17 protein-coding genes are annotated in these 24,134 nt (G+C 60.9%); 7 read left to right on the forward strand and 10 right to left on the reverse strand.

The window, feature by feature from the left end; all coding sequences use genetic code 11:
• Positions 1-28: 28 nt before the first annotated feature.
• The 8 genes from BLR44_RS11305 to BLR44_RS11340 all read right to left on the reverse strand — a co-directional run bounded on the left by BLR44_RS11305 (position 29) and on the right by BLR44_RS11340 (position 9,532).
• The gene (locus BLR44_RS11305) at positions 29-988 is read right to left on the reverse strand and encodes a sugar phosphate isomerase/epimerase family protein (RefSeq protein ID WP_245706033.1); all 960 of its coding nucleotides are present in this window, start codon (positions 986-988) and stop codon (positions 29-31) included.
• A 109-nt stretch (positions 989-1,097) separates the two neighbouring features.
• Positions 1,098-2,642, reverse strand: a complete 1,545-nt coding sequence (locus BLR44_RS11310) for a patatin-like phospholipase family protein (RefSeq protein ID WP_089681856.1) — start codon at positions 2,640-2,642, stop codon at positions 1,098-1,100.
• Positions 2,620-3,015, reverse strand: a complete 396-nt coding sequence (locus BLR44_RS11315; RefSeq protein WP_089681858.1) for a hypothetical protein — start codon at positions 3,013-3,015, stop codon at positions 2,620-2,622. The genes BLR44_RS11310 and BLR44_RS11315 overlap by 23 nt, the downstream gene beginning before the upstream one ends.
• Entirely contained in the window at positions 3,012-3,494 is a 483-nt protein-coding gene (locus tag BLR44_RS11320; RefSeq protein WP_089681860.1) for a hypothetical protein, read from the reverse strand. Before BLR44_RS11320 ends, BLR44_RS11315 begins: the two co-directional genes overlap by 4 nt.
• 6 nt (positions 3,495-3,500) lie before the next feature.
• Complete coding sequence (locus BLR44_RS11325; protein WP_089681862.1) at positions 3,501-4,388, reverse strand: acetoacetate decarboxylase family protein; 888 nt, start codon at positions 4,386-4,388, stop codon at positions 3,501-3,503.
• Between the two features lie 53 nt (positions 4,389-4,441).
• Entirely contained in the window at positions 4,442-5,503 is a 1,062-nt protein-coding gene (locus BLR44_RS11330; RefSeq protein ID WP_245706034.1) for an alpha/beta fold hydrolase, read from the reverse strand.
• Positions 5,500-7,821, reverse strand: a complete 2,322-nt coding sequence (locus tag BLR44_RS11335) for a GMC family oxidoreductase N-terminal domain-containing protein (protein WP_089681866.1) — start codon at positions 7,819-7,821, stop codon at positions 5,500-5,502. The genes BLR44_RS11330 and BLR44_RS11335 overlap by 4 nt, the downstream gene beginning before the upstream one ends.
• Entirely contained in the window at positions 7,796-9,532 is a 1,737-nt protein-coding gene (locus tag BLR44_RS11340) for a metallophosphoesterase (RefSeq protein WP_176955999.1), read from the reverse strand. Before BLR44_RS11340 ends, BLR44_RS11335 begins: the two co-directional genes overlap by 26 nt.
• A gap of 444 nt (positions 9,533-9,976) precedes the next feature.
• Between BLR44_RS11340 and BLR44_RS11345 the strand changes: the two genes are divergently transcribed.
• Positions 9,977-10,891, forward strand: coding sequence for a sugar phosphate isomerase/epimerase family protein (locus BLR44_RS11345; protein WP_089681870.1), 915 nt, complete (start codon positions 9,977-9,979; stop codon positions 10,889-10,891).
• A 211-nt stretch (positions 10,892-11,102) separates the two neighbouring features.
• On the opposite strand, the gene BLR44_RS11350 is transcribed toward BLR44_RS11345, so the two are convergent.
• Positions 11,103-12,437, reverse strand: coding sequence for a nucleoside hydrolase-like domain-containing protein (locus BLR44_RS11350; protein ID WP_245706035.1), 1,335 nt, complete (start codon positions 12,435-12,437; stop codon positions 11,103-11,105).
• Positions 12,438-12,661: 224 nt separating this feature from the next.
• Here BLR44_RS11350 and BLR44_RS11355 point away from each other — a divergent pair, with 224 nt between their 5' ends.
• The 6 genes from BLR44_RS11355 (at position 12,662) to BLR44_RS11380 (ending at position 23,274) form a co-directional block, all read left to right on the forward strand.
• Positions 12,662-13,252, forward strand: coding sequence for an RNA polymerase sigma factor (locus BLR44_RS11355; protein ID WP_089681872.1), 591 nt, complete (start codon positions 12,662-12,664; stop codon positions 13,250-13,252).
• A 99-nt stretch (positions 13,253-13,351) separates the two neighbouring features.
• Positions 13,352-14,350, forward strand: a complete 999-nt coding sequence (locus BLR44_RS11360) for a FecR family protein (RefSeq protein ID WP_089681874.1) — start codon at positions 13,352-13,354, stop codon at positions 14,348-14,350.
• A 48-nt stretch (positions 14,351-14,398) separates the two neighbouring features.
• Entirely contained in the window at positions 14,399-17,743 is a 3,345-nt protein-coding gene (locus BLR44_RS11365) for a SusC/RagA family TonB-linked outer membrane protein (protein ID WP_089681876.1), read from the forward strand.
• A gap of 19 nt (positions 17,744-17,762) precedes the next feature.
• Positions 17,763-19,331, forward strand: a complete 1,569-nt coding sequence (locus tag BLR44_RS11370; RefSeq protein ID WP_176956000.1) for a RagB/SusD family nutrient uptake outer membrane protein — start codon at positions 17,763-17,765, stop codon at positions 19,329-19,331.
• Between the two features lie 129 nt (positions 19,332-19,460).
• On the forward strand, positions 19,461-22,193 hold the full coding sequence (locus BLR44_RS11375) for an alpha-d-galacturonidase (protein WP_143017240.1): 2,733 nt from the start codon (positions 19,461-19,463) through the stop codon (positions 22,191-22,193).
• A gap of 4 nt (positions 22,194-22,197) precedes the next feature.
• Complete coding sequence (locus tag BLR44_RS11380) at positions 22,198-23,274, forward strand: mandelate racemase/muconate lactonizing enzyme family protein (protein WP_089681882.1); 1,077 nt, start codon at positions 22,198-22,200, stop codon at positions 23,272-23,274.
• A gap of 6 nt (positions 23,275-23,280) precedes the next feature.
• Here BLR44_RS11380 and BLR44_RS11385 read toward each other — a convergent pair whose 3' ends face one another.
• On the reverse strand, positions 23,281-23,991 hold the full coding sequence (locus BLR44_RS11385; RefSeq protein ID WP_143017241.1) for a hypothetical protein: 711 nt from the start codon (positions 23,989-23,991) through the stop codon (positions 23,281-23,283).
• Positions 23,992-24,134: the final 143 nt, after the last annotated feature.

A 24,134-nucleotide genomic window follows, 5' to 3' on the forward strand; every position in this document is an offset into this window, starting at 1 on the left:
TTCAGGCATCCTTGGTGCATGGGGCCGCTTATGCCAGCAGTTGCGTCAGGTTCTGGTAGCTGGTCGCGATGCTTTCCAGCGGATTGCCCGGCGTCTGATCCTGCTCCACGAAGTAGTACTTCATGCCCGACTTGTCGGCGTTTTCGAAGATCCGCTTGAAGTCGATCGTACCGTTGCCCACTTCCGTAAAGAATTTCTTTTCGGTGTTATCCATGTCTTTCACGTGCCAGAGCGGGAAACGACCGGGGTATTTCTCGAACCAGGCCACCGGGTCCTGATTGCTTTTGCTCACCCAGTAGAGGTCCAGTTCGTATTTGACCTGCTCCGGGTCCAGTTGTTCCAGCATCATCTCGTACATCGTTTTGCCGTCGTACTGCTGACTGAATTCGAAGTCGTGGTTGTGGTAACAGAACTGGACACCCGCCTTCTGGCAGGCCTCACCGGCTTTGCTCAGCGTCTCCATCGTGCGCTTCAGGCCATCAAGCGTGTTGTACTCGCTCGGGAACATGTAGGCGCACACCAGGTACTCTTGCCCGGCTTCGGCGGCCATGTCGACCAGTTGCTGGGTGCCGTTGGTTAGGGTCAGCATGCTGGCCGGAAGAGGTGCTTCCTGTTGCGTTTGTCCGCCCGCCAGCACGTGGCCGCTGCGGAGGGTCAGGCCCAGGTCTTTCATCATCGACGCCAGTTCGGCCGGCTTCATGCCGTAATAGTGACCTTTGCTACCGGCGGCGATCTCCATGTTTTTGTAGCCGATGTCGGCGACTTTTTGCAGGGTGCCTTTGGTATCCTGATCCATCTGCTCACGGACGGTGTACAGTTGCAAGCCAATGGCGGCCAGCGAAGCGGGCATGGCGTTCGACGCGGCAGTGGCAGGGGCCGTGGTCGAATCGGTGGCGGTGGCGTCGGTGGATTTACTGCCGTCGGAACAGGCCGGCAAGATTAAACTCCCCATGCCCAGGACGGCCGATGTTTTGAGGGAGTTTTTCAAGAAAACTCTTCGGTTGATCATAAATTTGGATAGAGATTGTGTGAAGAAGGCTGTAAAGTAGAGCAGAAAATTTGATTTTTACCAGTTTCCGCTCTTTCCCCCTTCACGGTCAGGCCACGTACTGTTCCCAGAGGGCGCCGGCGAAAAATTGCCCGAAGCGCGCCAGCAACGCGGCCGATTGCCCCAGGTGTTCGCCGTTGATGGCGTGGAGCGAACGCAGCAAACGCGTGAGTTCGCCCAGCGACAGTTTCAGGATGCCCGCCCCGACGACCGGCCCGGTGGCGTCGGTTCCGCGGTGCAGCGTGATGTACAGCGTCGTGGTGTCGGACAGGAGATCGAAGCCGGGGTCGTCGCGCACGTCTTTGTGCCCGGCCAGGTAGTACGGTTGTCCGTCGTGGACGAAGGCCAGCTCGTACACCATGCGTTTGTGCGTCGGGTCGTTCGTCGGCGTAAACAGGTTGAACTTGCCCCGCCACCCCGGCAGGGCCTCGCCCCACCCCGGCACCGCGACGCGCCCCGTCAGGTGGCCTGCGTGGTCGGCGTCTTCCACAAAAGCGTCCAGATCGTGGAGGTAAATCGCGGCGTGGAGTGCCAGCTTCGTCCCGGCGGCTTTGCCCCGCGCAGCCCCTTCGTGCGGCTCGGTGCTTCCCAGGTGAAACCAGCCTTCCATCGTTTCCCGGAACGCAATGCCCGGTCGCAACGCCTGCATGGCGGTAGCTTCCGGCGTCCAGGCAATGCCCGCTTCCGAGCGCGTCTCCAGGTACGTTTTTGCGTCGGCATAACCCAGGCTGATGAGCGTGGCCGCGTCGATGCGGTTGACGTAGAAATCCGGATCGAGCGGCAGAGGAACGGCGGGTCGGATGACGTGCAGGCGGATCGGCCGGGTTTGCCCGTAGGCCGGTTCGCCCCGCGCAATGCGTTCGTTCAGGTCGCGGATGCGGTCAAATTCTTCGAACAACACGCCGTTGGCGCTCATCTCGATCATGTGCACGTACTGGTTGAAGGGCCCGTCGAGGTACTGCGGATGGTTGCCGATGCACCAGACCAGCCAGATCTCTTCCGCGCCGCGTTTCACCGCTTCCATCAGGTTGGCGTCTTTGATCCAGACAGCATCCACGTAGGACGCGCCGCGCCACGTCACGGCGGGCATCAGCATCGGCAGCGAAACGCCCGCCACCAGCAGCGGCAATTCGACGTCGGCGTGCGGAATGGCTTCGTTGGTCTTGCGGCCGTAGTTGCAGACGTTGAACGTGCCCACCATGCCGGTCGCCGCCCGGATTTTCGCGACGTCGATCCCCAGGTGCGGCAAGACGTGCCGTTCGATTCCGTCGGCATCGCCCAGGGCCGGGACGTTCGGTCCGCGCAAATACTCCGGCAACGGCAGCAGCGAGACAAACTTCCGCACCGGGAGCGTCTGCCAGCGGTCGGCCATGGCGGTGGGCGTCAGCCCCGAAAACAGCATCGCCAGGTTGAGCGTGCCACCCGAGGTGCCGTCGGCGTGATGAAAACAAAGTCCGGCTTCGTCCAGGGCCTGCAATACGCCTGCCTGATAGGCCACGCGCATGCCCCCTCCCGCCAGCACCAGGGCCCGTCGCGGACCCTGGTCACCAGCCGGAGGACTGCCCCACACCCTATGCGATTGCGTTGCGTTCATGTGCCAGCAGCGACCAGAAGTAAAACATGACGAGCGCCGACAGCGCATCGAAACCCGCCACACCCAGCGCCAGCGCGCCGAAAATGCCTTTGTATACGCCCAGCGCGACGCCCAGCACTGCCCCGGCTTTCTGACAACTAGCCCAGAACAGGGGCACGCGGGCCGTTTCCGGTTGGCGCAGGGCGTGCAGCACCAACCCGCCGAATAGGGCCATGAACATTCCGACGAGGCTGAAAAAATGGGCGCTGGTCGGGGTAGTGACCGCCCCGATCAGTTGCAGCACCAAACTCGGGGCCACCACTTGCGTCAGGCCGCTGGCCAGGGTGATCCAGGCGATGGCGCGCACGATCCACGAAAGGGTTTTGAAGTTCATCGGGTAAGGGGTTTAGGGTACACCAGCACGGCAAAGTAGGCCATCATGCAGAGCCACTGGAACGTCCACAAGCTCACACGAATCCGGTTCAGCCGCATCCATTTGGTCAGGACGTCGTCGAGGGTGGCCTGGTCCTGAATGCCCGCCGCCATGCTGGCGTTGTAAGGGAAAATGTAGAGAATGGTCAGGGCCGTGGCGGCCATTACTCCGATCAACACGCCGATGGGAAACCACCGCCGCCAGGAGCGCCACTCGTCCACGACCATGAGGCCCGCGCTGAGCAGCATCAGCATGGTCTGAATGCGGAAGAAGTTGGTCGCCGCCGTCACCTGCGGCACAAACTGGTTGTAATAATTGTCGGGCGTGAGTTGCGGAGCAATCGGGAACGAAAACAGCCACAGCGACCAGCCCGTGCCCAGATACATCGAGACGCACAGGAACAGGAAACAGGCGTTCAGCAGAAACAGCGGATTTTTCATGCCGGGTCAGATTTGATAGTGCGCATAGTCTTCTTCGCGCGGCGGGGCCAGCCACGTTTCGCTCCGTCCCAGGTCCACGACGCTCTCCAGCCCCTCGGGCATCGTGGCGGGGGGAGTGTCGTAGGTCAGGAACCAGCATTGAAAGTAATCGTCGAGCACGCCGTTGGCCGCCGGAATGAACAGGGTGAACAGCGCCTGCGGATCGATGTCCAGCGTTTTGAGGGCAGCCACGTTGGGATGATCGCCGACGTACAGCCGGGCGTTGGCGCGGTGCAACAGTCCGATGCCCGCCCGCCCCCGGAAGTAGATGTTCGAAGCCATCAGCATGTTCCGAAACTGGCAGTAGTTGGTGGCCCCCACGTTGACCGGCACCACGATCTTTTTGGGCTTGTCGATTTCGATGCGAACCGCAAACTGGCCGTCTTTTTCGTAGTGGCTGATCACTTCCGTATCGGTGATGTGGTACGCCAGGTTGGCCTGGTGCTTGGGCATGCCCCAGATGCCCTTCCCGCCCTTGACCGACACTTCGGTACTGACGGGCAGATCGAGAATGAACTGCCCCGTTCCGAACCGCTTGATCAGCATCCCCGGCAACAGCGGCGGCGCGGGGCGCGGGCCGTGCGTGCAGGCGATAGCAATGCTGAATTCGATGTAGCGCCCGATGCTGGTAATCAGGTAGTTGATCACCGTCACCAGCAGTAACCCACGTCCGTCCCACAGGGTAACAGGGTGCAGCTCGTTGCCAGGCAACAGGGCGGCGGCGCGGGTAGCGTCGATTGGAAAACCGGCCATCAGCGCGGGCGAATTGCGGGCGTAAACGGGCAGGTGGTACGGAATGCCATCGACCAGGGCGTAGCGCCCTTCGTAGGCCTGGATGCGGGTGGTAGTTGGCATAGAAAGAAACAGATTAAAGAAGCGAAAACCGGAGCGTCACGCGCGCGTTCGCCCTATTTTTCCAGTTCCTGTAACATGAGCGGGAACACGTCTCGCCAGGCATGCTTGCCCATAAACACGTCCAGGTGGCTGTAGTCCGGCAGTAGGTGGAACGTATGGTAGTCGGGTCGGAGGCGGTTCAGGAAGTGGAACGTGCGCGCCTGGCTCTCCGGCAGAAAACAGCGGTTATGCGCCCCGGCAAACAGCGCAAAGCGCGCGTCGGTCTGCAAAGGCGTGGTTGTAAAATCGTGGGGCAGCCCTTCCACGTCACCTAACGACACCAGGTGCCCGGCCCGGAGGCACGCTCGCATCTGTTCGTAGAACCGGATGGGCACGGCCGCAAACTCGTCTTCCAGCCACGTGTGGGTTGCGTCGTTCAGGTTCTCGTGCCGCCACAGGGCCGGCGTGCCGCTGCCGTAGGTGAAGCTTACCTGCCGGCACACGTTGTTGGTGCACTCGTGGTGGGTGAGTTTCACCAGGCCGTTGATGGCTTTGGCAAACGGCGTGGGCGCGTGGCGTCCCCACTGCGGATTGAGGTACGCGGAAAACTGCTTGACCAGCGGAATGGCCCAGTTGATTTTGAACGACGACCAGTGCGGCACCACCGGATGCAGCGAAACGGCGTTGCTCACGATGGTTTTGACCTCCGGGACCAACCCCGCCAGTGCCGACATGGTGAACGACGTGGAGCCCTGGCAGTGGATGATGGCCTTCACCTCCGACCAGCCGGTCTCTTCCACAATTTTTTTGACGGCGGCGGGATGATCGTACCGGGCCGCTTCGTCGAGCGTCCAGGGCGTGGGCAGGAGGTTGATGCTGGCGCGCCAGTCTTCCAGCCACACGTCGTAGCCGTGCGCCACCAGCATGTCGACCAGCGTCTGGCGAACCGGCGGCCGGAAAATGTTACTCCGCACCCCCGCGCCGTGGACCAGCATCACGGGGCCGCGACTCGGCTTCTGCGGGCCCTGCAGTTGCGTCAGTTGCCCCCGCACCCCATCGCCCGCCCGAAACGGCACCCGTCGTTCTTTGTACCGCGTTTTTTCGAACGGGGCATCAACCTCCAGTGCTTTCATCATGCATAGACGTCAATCAGGTTCGCCGCAAAGAACTTGGCAAAACGCGCCTGTGTCGCCAGGCGCTCCAGCCGTTTGGAGGTATTCAGTACTTTGATGGTGGTCATCTGCCGTCGGAAGTCGTCCGGGTCGATGTGCAGGATGCCTTTGCCCAGCACCGGGGCGCGCTCGTCCGCGCCTTCGTACAGGGTGACAAACAGCGTGGTGGTGTCTTTCCACAGGTCGAAGCCCCGGTCGTCGCGGATCACCTTGTGCCCTTCGAAGAAGTACGTATGGCCCTCTTCCGACGTCAGTTGCATGCGGTAGCGCATGTAGCGCCCTTCCTGGTGCTCCTCGTCGGCCACAAACAGGTTGAACGTACCTTCGGTCGCGATCAGCGGATCTGGCGACAAAGCCGGCGCTTCGACCGTACCGAACATGGCGGCCTCGTGCTGCGGATCTTCCATCATCTTCTCCAGGTCGGGCGATTCGATGGTCAGGATGAACGAGAACGGTGAGTTTTCTTCTTTGCCCACCCGCTCGCCACGGGCGTAATCTTCTTTTTCGTAGAGGGAAAAGAAGCCGTTCATCCGCTCCGTAAACTTGATGCCGGGACGGGTTTCTTCTTCGGGCTCCGGTCCTAGAGCGGGGAAATCGTAGGAGATGCTCCAGCCCCGGTCGGCCGCCATGTAGTGGCAGATGCGCTCGGCCAGGGCCGAGATGGTCAACAGCGGGTTGACGCCCAGCGTACGCGGCACGATGGCGCCGCAGGTCACATACAGCCCTTCGTACACCGCCGTGTCGCCTTTGCCCGAAAAGACCTGCCCTTTGTGGTTGACCACGCCCGTCTGCACCGTTTCGCCCATCGCACAGCCGCCCAGCGGGTGGACGGTGGTCAGGTTGTGTTTCATCACCTTGTTCCAGGTCGGGTTCTTGATGTACGTCCCGCCCAGTTTTTGCGTGACCTTCCGCAGGTTTTCGCTGACTTTCTCGAAAATCTTTTGCGTGCCGGCCCCCGGCCAGGCGATGTGCAGCCGGTCTTTCTCCAATTCCATCCGCCCTTTGGCGTTGTCGTGGGTCATCACCAGATAGGTCATCGTGTTTTTCACAGCCCCGTCGTAGGCGCCTTTCACCATCGACCCGAGGCGGCGGGTCCACTCTTTCAGGTTGTCGGCAAAATCCCGGTCGGTGTCCTTGCCGGTGAGATCGGCGGCGGCCAGCAGCGCCTGCGGCACGAACTTGGCCAACGCGCTGGGAATCACTCCTTCTTCAATCACCATGCCTTCTACCTGCTGCGCGGGCGCTTTGCGTAGGTCGATGATGCCCGTGATGCAGGGCCCACACCGGTCCGCGTCGTTGACCTCTTTCAGGCCGGTGCCCACGCCATTGATGGCGATGTCGTTGTTGAAGGCGAACCCCAGAAAATCGCCGTTGCCGGTAAAGCTTTCGCCCAGTCTCGGGGAGACGTGCAAGCCCCTGGCCCGCGACCGCAACAGAATTTCGGTGCTGCCCAGCGCGCCCGCCGCCAGCACCACCAAGTCGGCACTGACGAACAGTTCGGGTGCGTTGAAGCGTTTGCGGCCGCTGCGGTGCTCGTAAAATACGCGCCAGCGGTCGCCCACCTGCTCGATCCACTGTACGCCCACCTCGGTAAAAATCTCCGCCCCGAAGTTTTTCGCATCGGGCAGGTACGTCATGGCGGTGGTGTTCTTCGCGCCGGTGTTGCAGCCACTGACACAATCGCCACAGCCCGGACACGCCTCCTGGTGTACGCCCACGTGGTTCACCTTGTCTTCGAAGTTCACGTTGATGGGAGGCCGGTAGAACACATTATCGCCGAACCCCGCCGCACCCGCCTGCAGGGCGGCCAGTTTCGCGGGAGTGGTCAGCGTTTCGGGAAACGGCACCGGTTTGAGCATTTCGGTGGCGCGCGCAAACCCCTGGTCCAGCTGGGCCTGGTCGTGGCGCAGCGCGGCGGGCCACTCGTCGGCCTCCAGCACCCAGCGCTCGGGTTTGAGCGATACGTTGGCGTTGATCAGCGAGGTGCCGCCCAGCCCGCACCCGACCAGTACGTTGATGTCGGGATTGACGTGGAAATTGTAGAGGCCCGTGCGCGGACCAATGTGTTTGTCGGGCAGGTCGAGTTGCATTTCGGTGGCGGCTTCCCACTGTTGGTCGGGAAACTCGCCGGGCAGAAATTCCTTGCCGCGTTCCAGCAGACAAACCTGCCGTCCGGCGCGGGCCATGCGGGAGGCGGCAATGCTGCCCCCGTACCCGGACCCGATCACGACGACGTCGTAGTGCGGTTTGAGGGCGCTAAGCGGACTCGCTAATCGTTTCATGGAGGTGGGATTTAGACACTAGGGAGGTGGGAATGTGGATCGGCGGCTCGATGAGGTCCGGCGTCAGGGGCTCCGCCGGTTGGTACCAGGGCGCGCCGTGGGCAGCATGGGCCTGATACGTCCAGCGACGCGGTACCCGCCGAATGCCCACGGGGTAGATCGTCAGGCCATCGGCCGTCAGGTGCAATCGCAGGAAGTTCTTGAAGTCCTGCCCGCGAAACGAGGAATACGCTTCGGTTTCGTGGGAGCCCAACAGCAGCGTGCAGCACAACAGGTAGAGCCCCATCAGCGTGGCGCTGAGGCCGCCTCCCAACACGCCCACGCCCAGGGCAATGGCCCACGGGCCCAGCGGAAGCCCTTCAATTTCAAGGGCGCGGACCAATTCGTCCGAGATGGTACGGGCGGCGATGTACATCAGACTCGCCTGCGCCAGGCCGTGCAGCGCGCCCATCACCTGCATGCCGCCGGCACGCTTCATGCTGGTGTCGGCAAAGGCGAAGATGCCCGCCCCGACCAGAAGCATCAGTCCCAGAATGGCGAGTTGGCTTTCTGTCCGTAGGGCCCAGGCAAACAGCAGATAGACCACGGCCATCAGCCCCGCGAACGACGGATTGTAGACGGGAAACAACAGGTTTTTCCAGGCTTGCCCTCGGCTTTGCGACGCATTTGGGTAGCACTGACGCTGTGTGAACGCACGCGTGGCCTGTTTATCGTGCGCATCGGCCACTACGGCCCGTTTCGGCACATGGTGCGTGGGGTGCATAAATGCGCCGCCGCCTCCGGCCGTAATCATCCATTCCGACTGGTCTTCGTTCGTGTAGCTGACGTAATGGTGCAGGTCGCCCGTCAGGGTTACCACCCGGCGCAGGCCGAACGCCTCGTGCTCGATGCACTCCCGGCAGAAGTATTCCAGGTTTTTGAGGGGGCGGTCGCTTTTCTTGTATTGTGCATAAACCCAGGCGGGTTCGGAAGTACAGAGGATCACCCGGTCGCCACGGTGCGCTTCTTCCCGGGCCACCCACCGAAAATAGTCGAGTTGCGGCTGGTCGATATCGGCCGACAGTTGGATGTCGATGCCCCAGAGCCACCAGCCGTGCGCCAGCTTCACGGCAAAATAGCTGCGCTTTTGTTCCGTTTTCCACCCGCCGATCCACCGCTGCTGGCAGAACTGTTTCAGAAATGCCCCGAGGCCGTCGTACCAGTCGTGGTTGCCGGGAATGGCGTACAGTTTCGGAGCTTTTCCTTCGGGGATGTAGGAGCGGGCTGCCCGAAAGGGGCCCACCAGCCGGTCGTTGTACGCATCGGCCTGCGGCGTCGGATACACCTGATCGCCCCCCATCACCAGCACATCGCCCCGCCGGGTGTCGTGGCCGCCCACCGTCAGGGTCTCATGACCCAACAGGTACGCCAGGGCGTAGGTGGGATTGAAGCCGTCGCCGAGGTCCGACACGTAGTCGATCCAAAGTTCTTCCTGTTCGGCCTCTTTGCATTGAAACGTAACGGGGTCCGACAAACACGCCTGCAACTCGCGCCGGTCGGCGTACGAGCCAAACAGGTCCGACACCACGGTCTGGATGCCGGTGCGCGTCAGTTGCCGGAAATCGAACCAGCGGGTCATGCGCCGGCGGGTAAATCCCAACCGGGCGGGATCTTCTGCGGGCGGCGAAACGGGCATGTCCTCAGGCGGAGGAGAATACGGAGCTGAATCCATAAGCCAAAACGGAAAAGAAGGCTGAGACGAAAATCGGTGCGTGGCTTCTGGCCGAAGAGGAATCGGTCGGCACCGGAACGAACACTGTACGGAAACTGAACGGACGGCTCCCGAATGCCCGGGGGGCATTCCTGACCGCAACTGCCTTTTGGGGGCTGAGTAAAAAGGCGATTGAATTGCGTTTAAAGCTAGGAATAATTGGATATAAACGCAACAAATTAACGTTAATTTCTATCTGAGCCTCAGCATGTTATCGTGGCAGGGCTCCGGCAAACGCATGGCCGGGCCGGCAACCCTCACGCAACTCCGCATTTTTTGCTACCTTCCCTCCGCACGGAGCGGTCAGCAAGGCGATGGCGACTTGGGTGCGTCAGCACCCACGAACTTCCGCCCTTTTTTCGTGCCGTTTTCTGCATCAAACTCCAAACGTATACCTCTACTCCTATGCACCTTTCTCGCAGATCTTTTCTCAAAACCAGCGCGCTTGCCGCGGCCGGGGCCACCCTCCTGCCGCCGAAGCTGCTGGCCGCCCGCAAACCCAAAGAACTGGTGGGCGTACAGCTCTACTCGATTCGCGACGCCATGAAGGCCGACCCGCTCGCCACGCTCACCAAGCTGGCCGACATGGGCTACCAGCACGTAGAACACGCCAACTACATCGACCGGAAATTTTACGGCTACGCGCCGAAAGAATTTAAAAAGGTGCTGGACGATTTGGGCCTGAAAATGCCCAGTGGCCACACGGTGATGCGCGGCGAGCACTGGGATGCCGCGAAAAAAGACTTCACCGACGCCTGGAAATACACCGTGGAAGACGCCGCCGTCCTGGGGCAGGAGTACGTGATCAGCCCCTGGCTCGACGAGTCGCTCCGGAAGTCGTACGACGGCCTGTTGCAGTTTATGGAGGTGTTCAACAAAAGCGGTGAACTGTGTAAAAAGTCGGGCATGAAATTCGGCTACCACAACCACGACTTCGAGTTTAGTGAGTCGCTCAACGGCCAGACGCTCTACGACCTCATCCTGACACATACCGATCCGAAGCTGGTCATCCAACAGCTGGACATCGGCAACATGATCGGCGGCGGGGGCGACCCGCAGGCCATCCTGAGCAAATACCCAGACCGTTTCCCGTCCATGCACGTGAAAGACGAGATCGCCAGCCAGGAAGAGCACAGCGGTTACGAAAGCACCATCCTAGGCAAGGGCATTGTCGGCACGAAAGAGATCGCCGCGATGGGCAAAAAGATGGGCGGCACGAAGCACTTCATCATCGAACAAGAATCGTACCAGGGCATGGACCCTCTGGATAGTGTGAAGGAAGACCTGATGATCATGAAAAAGTGGGGCTACGTCAGCTAGCCTCTTAGTTTTTGATAGGGAAATTGATACAAAAGCGGCTTTCTAGGCCGCTTTTTTTATTTGAGAGAATCTTTTTGAAAGCGTATCGATAGACGAGATAAACGTACCACTTTTCTTTTGACGACGCCTTCGTAAAAGTGGTACGTCGAGACGGCGGCAGCTTCTCGTGTGTTTCGTGGGTGGACGCCTCCCTTACGCCGCTCTGTTTCATCTACTCCTCCGGTGCGTCGGCCAGCCACTGCCACCGTGTGGCCCAATCCTCCAGAAATTCGGTTCGCCATTGGGCTACGGTCCGAGCCCCCTGCTGCTTCGCCATGAACGCTTCAGGTTCGGTTCGGTCGCTGTACCACTGGTTTCCGAGGGGATAGTCCTGCGCGTGCACCGCGCCGGGCCACGGGTTTTGGCTGACGTACGCGCCCGTTTGTGTGGGGAAGCCGGGCAGGTTGCTGCTGATCCGATACGTACTGGTTTCCTCCTGCTTGGACGAATAGCGCACGGCGTATTGCCCACCACCGAGGGCATAGCCCGGCCAGGTCTGCTGGTTCACTTCCAGCGTAAAACAAGCGGAATCGGGCGGCACGGGCAGGTCGGGACCCGGGAAGCGCCATTCCAGCGTGGCGTAGACCGGCACAGTGTCCCGCTCGGTCGACGGGCGGTCGAAGATGCGCCGGGCGCTGTGGGTGATGGGTGTAAAACTGCCGCCCCAGCTTTCGCCGGTCGGGTCGTGGGGATCGCCGTGCATGACGTAGGCCAGCGAAGGGGTATCGCCCATTTTAACCGACCCGCCGTAATGTTGTTTGAAATTGCGACCCAGGTGGCCCCGCGCCCGGATCGCGTGGTCGTAGTACCCGTCGTTGCTCAATTCTGTCGGCGCGCCCTCGTCCATGAACCAGCCTCGGTACGTGGCGTTGGCCTCGATGAACCACAGGTCGGGATGATGCTCGGCCAGGTAGGCGTAACTGTTGACGCTCCATTTTTTGTTGGGCCCGCCGATCCAGTAGACGCGGATGTGCTCTTTGATGTCGGGGGCGTCGTGCACGGCCTGCGCCAGATCTTCCAGCCCGCCCCAAACCAGCACCCACAACGGTTGGTCGCTCGTTTTCCGCGCACAGCGCACAATCCACTCGGAACCTTCCGTAGGCACCGACCAGCCCGGGTAGGGAGCGGCGTCGACCGCGCCCTGTTTCGTAACGCTCCGCAGCGAGTCCGGCGCGGGGAAACCGTCCGCGTGCGCTTGCAGGCGCGGCAGGTCCTGTGCGTAGAGGTCGATCATCGCCAGAATGGCCTCCTTCCGGCCAGGACCGTACGGCGACGACAACAGCCCTTCGGTCTGAAAACGGTCGGCGTACATCAGGAAATGGATCATCGACTGGAAATCGTCCGGATCGGTGCCCCCGATGTCGGTGCTGATCAGGATACGGGGCTTGGCCGTGTCCGTGGTCTGGTCTGGCGCGGGCGTGGTGCACTGCGTCAGGCACAACAGCATCGCACCGGCGGCCACAAATCCGATCCAGCGGTGCCTAACGAGCGGAATGCAAATGAGCATAGGGCAGGTGAGTTTACAGAGAAGACCCTTTTCCGGGCCCGACCTACCCCTCCGGCCGAAAAATTCTAGCACACGGGCAGCCACCCGCCACTTTTCGACGAAGCATCGGGTATGGATGGGGGGCGTCGGGCTTCTATGTAGCTAACCGGAGCGGATTCCCCCGCGCCCCACACGACTACAGATGCCCCGCCCGCCGGCGTGCGTCGTTCCGGTTGCTGGAAGCCATGCCTACGAACGCCACCGACATAGCACTTTGGGAACAGTTCCGCCAGGGAGACGCCGCCGCGTACGAGCAGTTGTACCGTCGGTTTGCGCCCACGCTGTACAGCTACGCGGTGCGGTTTGCGCCGCACGAGCCCGAGTGGGTGGAAGACTGTATCCAGGAGTTGTTCATCTACCTGTGGCAGCACCGGACGCAGGTGGGGCCAACGGCTTCGGTCAAACACTACCTGTTCAAAGCACTGCGCCGCGAGGTGATGCGCCGGTTTCGGCGACCGCGGCGGCTGATTACCTACGGCTCGGAAGAGGCGACCTACGAGTTTCTGCTTTCCCTTGCGGGCGAGGCGGATCGTCAGGACCAGGAGCAACGCCAGGAACAAAGCGCGCACCTGCGGCGCATCATCGAACGACTGCCCAGTCAGCAGAAAGAAGCGCTCCTGCTCCGCTTTCACGACGAACTGACGCCCGACGAAATCGCCGACATCCTGTCGGTCAGCGCCCGGACGGTCTACCGCCTGTTGGACCGGGCCTTGGCCACGCTGAAGAAAAACCGGATGCTGCAAACGCTGCTGCTGGCAGCCTTGTGGATGAGTTGAGGCGCCTTTTTACAACTTTTTCATTTTTTTTCGGGTGGGCTGTCAAAAACAGGGGGCCGCGTTCCTATGGAGAGATGAACCGCAGATTTCTCCACCGCTATGCCGTACCAGCACTTCACTTCGAAAGATTTTCTTCAGGACGAGCGCTTCTGTCGCTGGGTGAGGTCGCCCGACCCGGAATCGGATGCCTTCTGGCAACAGTGGCTCCGCGCGCACCCCGAACAGCAGCCGGAGGTGGAGGAAGCCCGGCAATTTCTGGTGTGGATGCAACAGAACCAGCAATCGCCCTCGGACGCGCAACTGGAACGGATGTGGCACACGATTCAACAGGCGCAAACCTCCCCGGCGGACGCCACGCCTGCCCGCCTCGTCCCGCTGCGCCGCTCGCCCGTGCGGTGGATGGCCGCGGCCTCGGTTACGGTATTGCTTTCAACCCTCTGCTACCTGTTTTGGATGAACCGGGAACGGACCTTCACGACCGGCAACGGCGAGCGGCTGTCGCTCCTGTTGCCCGATAGCTCGGAGGTGATGCTGAACGCCAATTCCGAACTGCGCTACCCCGCCCGGTGGACCGGTCAGCGGGACGTGTATCTGGAAGGCGAAGCTTATTTCTCAGTGCGACCACTCACGTCGGACACCGGCCGGGTGAAACTGGTGGTACACACGCCGAAGCTGGCGGTCGAAGTGCTGGGCACCCGCTTCAACGTGGCGGCCCGCGAGGCGCGTACGCGGGTGGTCCTGGAATCGGGTAAAGTACGGCTCACCACGCCACAGGAAGTCATGCTGATGCAACCGGGCGAATTGGTGGACTACACCGATCGGCTGGTAAAAGAACGCATCGACCCACGCGCCTACACCGCCTGGACCGACGACGAACTGATTCTGGACAACAAAACCATCGCCGAAATCGCCGAAATCCTGGAAGAAACCTACGGGTTGCAGGTCACCATTGCCGACACCTCGGTAGCCAACCTGCGCCTGTCGGGCAGCCTGGAAATGGACAGCGCCGACGCCATTTTGCAGGCCCTCGCGCTGGCCTATCACCTGGACATCACCCACCGGCAAAACCAGGTCCTGATCCGCAAGCAGTCCCATTAACCTTACTTATCCCTCATTTTACTACCTCAAATCACAAACACCTACCCTATGCAGTATTCTACCCGCCAACTTCTGGGGACCCTGGGGGTTTACCTGTTGCTCCACGGAGCGACGCCGGAAGCCCGCGCCCAGCAGCTCGTCTCGCTGCGTCAGCCCGCCCAGGAGTCGTCGACCGCCTCCGAAGCGGCCCGCACCCTGCCGGACGTGTTGCAGGAACTCAAGTCCAAATACAGCGTCCATTTTATGTTTGCGTCCGAACTATCGGACCAGAAAGTCACGATTCCGCAGCCCCTGCAAGGCACCCTGGATGCACAGCTGCGGCGGATTACCCAACAGACCGGTCTGCTGATCCAGCGCCTCGACGACCACAATTACGTTATCTATCAACCACTCCAAGCGCCGGAGCCGCTGCTGGCGCAGCAACCCGCCACCCCCGCACCGGCCCCGCTGTCACGGCAACTCGCCAACCAGCGGGCGAGGCGGCAGGCCCTGGCCCGCACCATTTCCGGTCGGGTGATCGACGCCGCCGGCGAAGGGATTCCAGGGGTCAACATCGTGGAGAAGGGCACCAGCAACGGCACCATCACCGACGTACAGGGCAGCTTTACGCTCTCGGTGAGCGACGACGCGACGCTGGTGTTCAGCGCGGTGGGTTACAACCCGCAGGAAATTGCAGTGGGCAACCAGTCGGTGATTAACCTCACGCTGGAAGAGAACGTCCAGGCCCTGTCGGAAGTGGTGGTGGTCGGCTACGGCACCAAGCGCAAAAGCGACCTGACCGGCGCGGTGAGCCAGGTCAAACAGGACGAGTTGAGCGTGGTGGCCGCGCCCAATGCGCTGCAGGCCATTCAGGGACGCTCGTCCGGGGTGTCGGTTTCGAACGCCAACCAGCCGGGTGCCCAGCCGACCATCCGCATCCGGGGAGCCGGTTCGATCAACGCGGGGAATGATCCGCTCATTGTGGTGGACGGCTTTCCGCTCGTGAACGGCAACCTGAACGACCTGAACTCCAACGACATCGAATCGATCGAGATTCTGAAGGATGCCTCGGCGACAGCCATTTACGGCTCGCGCGGCGCCAACGGGGTGGTGATGGTCACGACCAAGAAGGGTTCTTCGGGACAGAACAACCTGACCTTTTCGTCCTATTACGGGGTGCAGTCGCCGGCCCGTCTGGTCAAGATGCTGAACCGCGACGAGTTCATCGACTTTGTCAACGCCGCCTACCTCAACCAGAACGGCGCACCGGTCTATACACCCGACAGCCCCGCACCCAACTACGACACCGACTGGCAGGACGCCATCATCATGAACAGCTCCCCCATGCAGGACTACACCGTGACCTTCGACGGGGGCAACCAAACGACCCGCTACATGCTGTCGGGCGGCTATTTCTCGCAGAAAGGTCTCCTGGACGCCTCGGGCTTCGAGCGCTTTACACTCCGCACCAACCTGGAACACCAGTTTACCGACTGGCTGACGGTGGGCACGCACCTGCAGGGCAACCGCTCCATCCGCAACATCAACGAAGGCTCGCCGAGCAACATCTTCCGCTTCGGCTGGCCGACCATGCCGGTCCGTAACCCGGACGGCAGCTACTACTTCGCGGCCGACGATCCGCAACACGCCGGGTTTGTGGAAGGGCTGTGGAACCCGGTGGCCGACGCGAACGAGAAGGTAGAGCGGAACGCCACCAACCGGGTGCTGGGCGACGTCTATGCCCAGTTCAAGTTCCTGAAAAACTTCACGTTCCGCACCAACCTGGGCGCCGACCTGTCGGACGGCAAAGATTTTTACTACGCCAGCTCGCTGCACAGCGCCGGACGTAGCTCCAGTGGCGTCGGGTCGCAGGGCTACAACCAGGCGCAGACGCTGATCAACGAAAACGTGCTGACCTACGACAACCAGTGGAACGACCACCGCCTGACGGTCAACGGCGTGTATTCTTACCAACAGTATACCTACCAGAACCTGAGCATCGGCGGCAGCGGCTTCCCGACCGACCTAACGGAAGTGAACAACATTGCACTGGCGACCAACCTGACGCAGCCCGTGTCGGACAAGTATTCGAGTAAACTGATGTCGTGGACCAGCCGCGCTTCGTACGCCTTCCGCGACAAGTACCTGGTGACCCTGACGGGACGCTACGACGGCTCCTCGCGCTTCGGGGCGCAGAACAAATGGGGCTTTTTCCCGTCGGTCGGTTTGGGCTGGCGGATCATCGAGGAGAATTTCCTGAAAAACTCCAACGTACTGTCGAACCTGAAGCTGCGGACCAGCTACGGCGTAACGGGCAACCAGGAGATTGGCAACTACCAGTCGCTCTCGCGCCTGTCCGAAACCTACTACGTGTTCAACGACCAGCTGCTGCTGGGCTTCCTCGAATCGCTCGGCAACCCGAACCTGAAGTGGGAACGCACCGCCCAACTGGACGTAGGGCTGGACGTCGGCATTCTGAACAACCGCCTCGACTTTTCGGTCGACTATTACAAGCGCAACACCACCGACCTGCTCTACAACGTGCCGATTCCGACCAACTCGGGCTATCGGAGCATGTTGCAGAACGTGGGTGAAGTGGAAAATACGGGCGTCGAGCTGGGCCTGAACGCCCGCGTGATCGAAGGCGCGTTTACCTGGGACGTGAGCGGTAACCTGACGCGCAACCGCAACCGCGTGGTGGAACTGTACGGCGACGTTGACCGCATCAAACTCAGCGAAGAACAGGGGTTGGCGCAATACCTGATCGTCGGGCAGCCCGTCAACGGCCTCTGGGCACGGGAATCGGGCGGCATCATCCGAACCGAGGCCGAAGCCGACGCGCTGAAGTCGATCCAGCCGTTCGCGCAGCCCGGCGGGGAGCGTTACGTCGACCAGAACGGCGACGGGGCGATCAACGAAGACGACTACGTGCTGATCGGCACCACCGCTCCGAATTTCTACTACGGCCTGTCGACCCGTTTCGGCTTCAAAAACTTCCGGCTGGAACTGTACGGTCAGGGCGCGACCGGCATTGCCCTGAACGACACCGACTACCTCACCTACGGCGAGTATCAGATCCAGAACCGGAACTACATCCCGAGCAAATATGCCTACGACCGCATGTGGCGGGAAGACAACCCGGACGGCACGTTTCCGCGCCCCGGTGCCAAGGAAGTGTACCTCTCGAACCGTACGAACGGCGGCCGGAACTTCTTCCTGGTCAAGAACATCAAGCTGAGCTACGACCTGAATCCCGAGCTGCTCAATGTCAGCTGGTTCAAGAAAATCAACCTCTACGTGAACGCGCAGAACTACCTGTCGCACGCCAATTTCCGGGGCTACAATCCCGAAAACGGCGACTACCGCTACCCGCTTGCCAAGACCCTGATGTTCGGCATCAACGCCAGTTTCTAACCATCACCACCTCATGATCATGAAATTTCATTCCTTCAAATACCTCGCGTTTCTGCTCCTGGCCGGGGGCTTGCAGATGCAATGCACCGACCTGACGGAAGACACCTTTACGTTCATTTCGCCCGAGACCTTTTACCGCAATGCCGACGATCTGGACAAAGCGCTGATCGGCGTGTACGACCGCTATCAGCAGCATTACGGACGCGACGCACGCGGCTACTTTCTGAAGCTGGAGTGCCTCTCTGAGTTCGGCGCTCCCAACCGCACGAAAGACAACCCGCACCTGTACAACGTGTGGAGTGATGTGAACAACCCGAGCAACACCATCGACAAGTGGCAGGACAGCTACGAGATCATCAACGCGGCCAACGTCGTGCTGGGCCGGGGCGAATCGATCGAGATGGACGCCACGCTGAAAGCCCGCATGTTTGCCGAAGCACGTTTCCTGCGCGGACTGACCTACTTCCACCTCGTGCGGCTCTACGGCGACGTGCCCATTCCGCAATCGTTCACGCAGGGGCTGGACGGCCTGGAAATTCCGCGCAAGCCGGTCGACGACGTGTATGAATACCTGATTGCCGACCTGCACTACGCGGCCGAAAATTTGCCGGTCAGGTCGACCTATGCGGCCAATGATGTGTGGCGTGCCAGCCAGGGCGCCGCGCAGGCGATGCTCGGCAAAGTGTACCTGTACCGGGGCAGCATGACGGGCAACCGCGCCGACTTCGAAGAGAGCAAGAAGTATTCGGGCATGGTGATCGCCTCCAGCGAATACGCGCTGGAAGAAGACTTCAAGAACCTCTGGTTCTGGTGGAACACAAGCGCCAAAAACGGCGTGGAATCGATCTTTGAGATTCAGATGGCCCACATCAAAAACGAATCGAATACGCTGCACATCGACGGGGGCATCAACGTAGTGGACGAAAACCTGGGCTCGTACATGTACCACCGCTACGGTCCTTCGTTTACGGCCTACAACTCGTACAGCGACCAGGACGCCCGGAAAGAAGGGACCTTCCTGACCGAAGTGGCGCTTTCGAACGGCAACACGATTCGCTGGGTCGAAGCCGACAAAGGCACCTACCCCGGTTCGGAAGGTTGGAACTCGGCCTGCCCCGGCAACCTGAAGTACTTTGACCGCACGTCCGAATCAGCCACCATCAAAGAACCCGCCGCCAACATTTACGTGATGCGCTACGCGGAAGTGCTGCTGAACTACGCCGAAGCCGAAAACGAACTGAACGGCCCCACGGCCGACGCGTACGAAAAGCTCAACCAGGTGCGCACCCGCGCCCAGTTGGACGACCTGGAGAGCGGCCTCTCGCAAGAGGAGTTCGCGGCGTGGGTCTACCAGGAGCGTGGCTGGGAATTTATCGGCGAAGGGCAGTTGTACTACGACGGCATCCGCACGGGCCGCATTGCCGATGGCGTAAAGGCCGAAGTGGAATACGGCGTGGCAAACGAACTGTTTCTGTACACTCCGCTGCAGTTTGTGCCGAAAAAAGATTTCCTCTGGAAAATCCCGACGTTCGACCTGAACTCCAACGCCGAGCTGATTCAGAATCCGGACAACCAGAGCGCCGGATAAACGCACGCGTATAGGTTACGTGATCGTGGGGCCGTTGCAGAAACCTGTTTTTGCCGGCCCCATTTTTTATACCATCGGCAAGTATAACGCCGCCCCTTCGCCCTACTCTCCTACTGAATGTCTTTCGCCATGAATCGTTTCTCCCTCCGTATCGGGCTCGTCTTTCTGCTGGTCGGGATGCTGACCGGTTTCCCCACTCAGGCCCAATCGACCGTTCGCCTGTACGCCCCGGCGTCGCCCGCACCCCGTGTGCAGTTCGGGCTGGACCGCCTCACCCGCGCGCTCGAAGCGGCCGACCTGAAGATACAGCCCCGCCACGACGCGAAATTGTCCCGAAAGGGAATCCGTGTCGTAGTCGGTTCCTGGGACGATCCCCGTATCGCTGCGCTCCAGGCATCACAACCGAATCTATTCCCAAAACCCGGTAAGGAAGGCTTTGTGCTGCACGCCACCGACGGACTGGTGGTGGTCGCCGGAGCCGACGCCTCGGGCACGCTGTACGGTTGCCTGGAACTGGCCGACCGGATCGAACAGGCGGGTGGCCTGCCGGAGACATTGGACGTGACGGACCAACCCGAAATGGTGCTACGCGGGGCGTGCATCGGCTTGCAGAAGACGACCTACCTGCCGGGCCGCAAGGTCTACGAATATCCCTACACGCCGGAGACGTTTCCCTGGTTTTACGACAAAGCCCTCTGGATTCAGTACCTGGATCAGTTGGTCGCAAACCGGATGAATTCGCTGTACCTGTGGAACGGCCACCCGTTCGCCTCGCTCGTACGGCTGGCGGACTATCCTTACGCCGTGGAGGTAGACGACGCGACGTTTCAGAAGAACGAAGAGATGTTTCGGTTTCTGACCGAAGAGGCCGACAAGCGGGGCATCTGGGTGATCCAGATGTTCTACAACATTCTGGTGTCCAAGCCCTTCGCTGAGCATCACCAGTTGGAGACACAAGACCGGGAGCGGCGCATCGTGCCGGTCATCGCCGACTACACCCGCAAATCCATCGCCGCCTTTGTCGAGAAATACCCGAACGTCGGCCTGCTGATGACCCTCGGTGAGGCGATGTCGTGGGACGACGACGTGGAATGGTTCACGAAAACGATCATTCCGGGTGTACAGGATGGGTTGCAGGCGCTGGGCACGACGACCGAACCGCCCATCGTGTTGCGCGGCCACGACACCGATCCCGAAACGGTGATGGAAGCCGCGCTGCCGCTGTACAAAAACCTGTACACGATGCACAAATACAACGGCGAAGCGCTGACGACTTACCAGCCGCGCGGCCCCTGGGCGGAAGTGCACCGGGCGCTGAGCGAGCTGGGCTCGACCCACATCGAGAACGTCCACATCCTGGCCAACCTGGAACCGTTTCGCTACGGCTCGCCCGATTTTATCCAGAAGAGTGTCCGAGCCATGCACGAGGTCCACGGCGCGAACGGCCTCCACCTCTACCCGCAGGCCTCCTACTGGGACTGGCCCTACACCGCCGATGCCGCCACGCCGCGCCTGCGGCAACTGGACCGTGACTGGATCTGGTACGAAGCGTGGGCGCGCTACGCCTGGGACGTGCACCGTGACCGGCCGCAGGAAATCGCCTACTGGAGCGACAAGCTGGGCACGCTGTACGGCTGCGGTCCGGAAGGGCATGACATCCTGACGGCCTACGAGGAATCGGGGGAGATTGCGCCGAAGCTACTGCGGCGGTTCGGCATCACGAACGGCAACCGCCAGACCCTGCTGCTGGGCATGACGATGAGTCAACTGGTCAATCCGGAACGCTGGCGCGTCTGGGAACTGCTCTACAGCTCCGACGGGCCGGAGGGCGAAAAGTTGGCCGACTACGTCCGGAAAGAATTGCAGGGCGCCCCCCACGTAGGCGAGACGCCGCCGCAGATTCTGCAAGAAGTGGTGGCGCATGCGCAACAGGCCGTGGCGGCCATCGACCGAGCTGCCCCCGCCGTGACGAAACAGAAAGAAGAATTTGCCCGGCTGCAAAACGACATGCATTGCTACGAAGCACTGGCCCGCTTTTTCGACGCCAAAGTCAAGGCAGCGATGCTGGTGCTGGAATACGGCCATACGCGGGAACTCCGCTGCCTGGAAGCGGCGATTCCGCTGCTGGAAGCGAGCGTCCGCGCGTACGAGGACGTGGTCCGGCTCACGAAAGACACCTACCTGTACGCCAACAGCATGCAGACCGCACAGCGGCGCATTCCGATCAGCGGCGAAGACGGGAGCAACAAAACCTGGGCGGAACTTCTGCCCCACTACCAGCAAGAACTGGCGAACTTCAAGCGAAACGTAGCACAGTTGCAAGCGCCTTCCCAAGAGGAAGCTACCGCAGACGCACCGGTGGCGCTATCGCCCGTCAAGGTACAGCTCCTGTCTTCTGACGGCGCTCTTTATCCGCTTCAGGCGGGGCAATCGCTTTTTCAGGACGAGGCCGTGCCGATTCAACAGGTGGCGCCGGCGTTGCAGGCGTTGCAGGGTGTGCGTTGGTCGCGCTCAACTCAACAGAAACAAGGCACGACGCTGCGGTTCAAAACGACCCGGCCGATGCGGGTGCTGGTCGGCTATTTCGACACGAACGACAAAGCGTTTGTGCACCCGCCCGACCTGGAAACCAACGCAAACGCCAACGACCGCGGCCAGGCCGAACTTCTGCTCGCCAATGCCCTGGAGGCGAAAGGCATGCCCCCGGTGCAGCTCCACGGCTATACCTATCCGGCGGGCACCCACACCCTCTCGCTAAGTAAGGGGCTGTGTCTGGTGCTGGGCTTCGTCGATCCTTCCGCCGCCATTCCGAACGCTTCCGCCACGCTCCGTCCCGAAACCCTCGATCAACTGTTCGACTAATTCCATGTCCCGTATCCAATCGTTCGCCCTCTACCGGGCCCAGACCCGCCTGGAAAAACCCCTTTCCGACGCCACGCATACGCTGACCGAAATTTCGTTTCTGGTCGTGCGCCTGCACACCGACCGAGGCGTGGTAGGCGAAGCGTACCTGCTGAGTTTTCAATACAGTCCCCGCGCCATTGTCGGGGCGTTGCACGACGCTGGCGCGCGGGTGGTCGGCACACCCGTCCACGAAACCGGCCGGTTGTTCCAGACCGTCAACCACGACACGGAATACTTCGGACAAGAGGGCCTCAACCGGTGGGCGCAGGCCGCCTTTAACGTGGCGCAGTGGGATGCGTGGTGCAAAACGCTCGGCCAACCGATCTGGAAAGTGTTGGGCACGCACGCGCACCGGGTGCCAATTTACGGCAGCGGCGGCTGGCTTTCGTATTCAGAGAAAGAGTTGCTGGAGGAAGTGACCGGCTACCGAAAGCGTGGCTTCCGGGCGGTGAAGATCAAAGTCGGCAAACCCGACTGGCGCGAAGACCTGGAGCGGTTGCGCAAGGTACGGGAAGCGGTGGGACCTCGGGTCGACATCATGATGGATGCCAACCAGGGCATGGACGTGTCCACTGCGTTACAACTGGCGCAGGCGGCCCAGTCCCTGCAGATCCGCTGGTTCGAAGAGCCGATCGACCACACGAATTTTCAGGGGTACCAGACGCTGAAGGCGCAGGCGGGCGTCTCGCTGGCGATGGGCGAACGCGAATTCAGCCCCCTCCCCCTCCGTGAACTGGTGCAACGCAACGCCCTCGACATCTGGCAGCCCGACCTGCTGCGGATCGGTGGCGTGGAAGCGTGGCGGCAAAGCGCGGCGCTGGCCCAGAGTTTCCAGGTGCCGGTCCTCCCCCATTTCTACAAGGATTACGACGTGCCGCTCCTCTGTACCATTCCCAATGGCGTCGGTGCCGAGTCGTTCGACTGGATCGATCCGCTGATCGACCATCCGCTGGTCATACAAGACGGCATGGCGACGCCGCACGACCGCCCCGGCTGGGGCTTTAACTTCAAAGACGAATCTCTGACGGAAGTGGGCTGACGCCTGCTACCGGGGCCGGCCGTCGCGGTAGAAGCGCGCCAGCCGAATGGGATACGACACGTCGATGCCGAACGCCGAGCCGCGCACACCCAGTTGCGGCCGGTAGGTCTGCCCTTCCCAGTCGTACTCCAGGTCGATGTTCACCAGCTTGCGGAGACCCTGTACGTAGTACAACCGTAGCTGCAACCGATCCTTCCCCTGATGGCGGAACTGCAACGCCGTACCTAACCATAAGGAAGCGCCCCGTCGCGTCACAACGGTGTTCGTTACATTGTGTGTGAGATTTCCGAAATTTATGAACTCTGTTTTGTTATCATCGCCGTCTGCCACCAGATGATCATAACTGATTCCGGCAAACGCCTGGACCCGAAACAGAAACAGGTAGAAAATATCGTCGTTGTCGTAAGTGAGGTCGGAGATCCGCTCGGGCCGCCGGTAGAGCCGTCCCCACCGGAATTGCTTCAAGTCATAATAACCTAACAACGGGTAATGATCCAGTTCGCCTCCTCTTGCGTGCCGCTGATGCACGCCAGGGGGATTTTTGAATTTATAACTCCATCCGGCTCCCCCTCGGTACCAGCCTGACGCTACGCTCCAGCGGTCGTTGAGCCGCAGGTGCAACAGCAACCCATAAGGGACGTGGTTTTCAAAGTTATTATAGCGGAACCACGACGGACTGCCATCACGGTCCTCTAGCGAACAGGTGAGCACTTGCATGCCATAGTGAGGACGTAAAGAAAGGACAGACTGCGCATGTAAACCTTGCGCAGCCCCAACAAGTGTCAGCAACAGTACCCACAGGAGCATAGATTTCCTCATTTGCACAGAGCTACTACTTCCTTAAAGAAATTTCATAAACT

Source organism: Catalinimonas alkaloidigena (assembly GCF_900100765.1).
GTDB classification, from domain to species: Bacteria; Bacteroidota; Bacteroidia; order Cytophagales; family Flexibacteraceae; genus Mooreia; species Mooreia alkaloidigena.

Coding starts and splice junctions, on each gene's coding strand:
- BLR44_RS11380 (WP_089681882.1), top strand. CDS start 22,198: ATGTCCCGTATCCAATCGTTCGCCCTCTACCGGGCCCAGACCCGCCTG.
- BLR44_RS11335 (WP_089681866.1), bottom strand. CDS start 7,821: ATGAAACGATTAGCGAGTCCGCTTAGCGCCCTCAAACCGCACTACGAC.
- BLR44_RS11375 (WP_143017240.1), top strand. CDS start 19,461: ATGAATCGTTTCTCCCTCCGTATCGGGCTCGTCTTTCTGCTGGTCGGG.
- BLR44_RS11370 (WP_176956000.1), top strand. CDS start 17,763: ATGAAATTTCATTCCTTCAAATACCTCGCGTTTCTGCTCCTGGCCGGG.
- BLR44_RS11360 (WP_089681874.1), top strand. CDS start 13,352: ATGCCGTACCAGCACTTCACTTCGAAAGATTTTCTTCAGGACGAGCGC.
- BLR44_RS11325 (WP_089681862.1), bottom strand. CDS start 4,388: ATGCCAACTACCACCCGCATCCAGGCCTACGAAGGGCGCTACGCCCTG.
- BLR44_RS11310 (WP_089681856.1), bottom strand. CDS start 2,642: ATGAACGCAACGCAATCGCATAGGGTGTGGGGCAGTCCTCCGGCTGGT.
- BLR44_RS11345 (WP_089681870.1), top strand. CDS start 9,977: ATGCACCTTTCTCGCAGATCTTTTCTCAAAACCAGCGCGCTTGCCGCG.
- BLR44_RS11355 (WP_089681872.1), top strand. CDS start 12,662: ATGCCTACGAACGCCACCGACATAGCACTTTGGGAACAGTTCCGCCAG.
- BLR44_RS11385 (WP_143017241.1), bottom strand. CDS start 23,991: ATGCAAGTGCTCACCTGTTCGCTAGAGGACCGTGATGGCAGTCCGTCG.
- BLR44_RS11340 (WP_176955999.1), bottom strand. CDS start 9,532: ATGGATTCAGCTCCGTATTCTCCTCCGCCTGAGGACATGCCCGTTTCG.
- BLR44_RS11320 (WP_089681860.1), bottom strand. CDS start 3,494: ATGAAAAATCCGCTGTTTCTGCTGAACGCCTGTTTCCTGTTCCTGTGC.
- BLR44_RS11350 (WP_245706035.1), bottom strand. CDS start 12,437: ATGCTCATTTGCATTCCGCTCGTTAGGCACCGCTGGATCGGATTTGTG.
- BLR44_RS11315 (WP_089681858.1), bottom strand. CDS start 3,015: ATGAACTTCAAAACCCTTTCGTGGATCGTGCGCGCCATCGCCTGGATC.
- BLR44_RS11365 (WP_089681876.1), top strand. CDS start 14,399: ATGCAGTATTCTACCCGCCAACTTCTGGGGACCCTGGGGGTTTACCTG.
- BLR44_RS11330 (WP_245706034.1), bottom strand. CDS start 5,503: ATGATGAAAGCACTGGAGGTTGATGCCCCGTTCGAAAAAACGCGGTAC.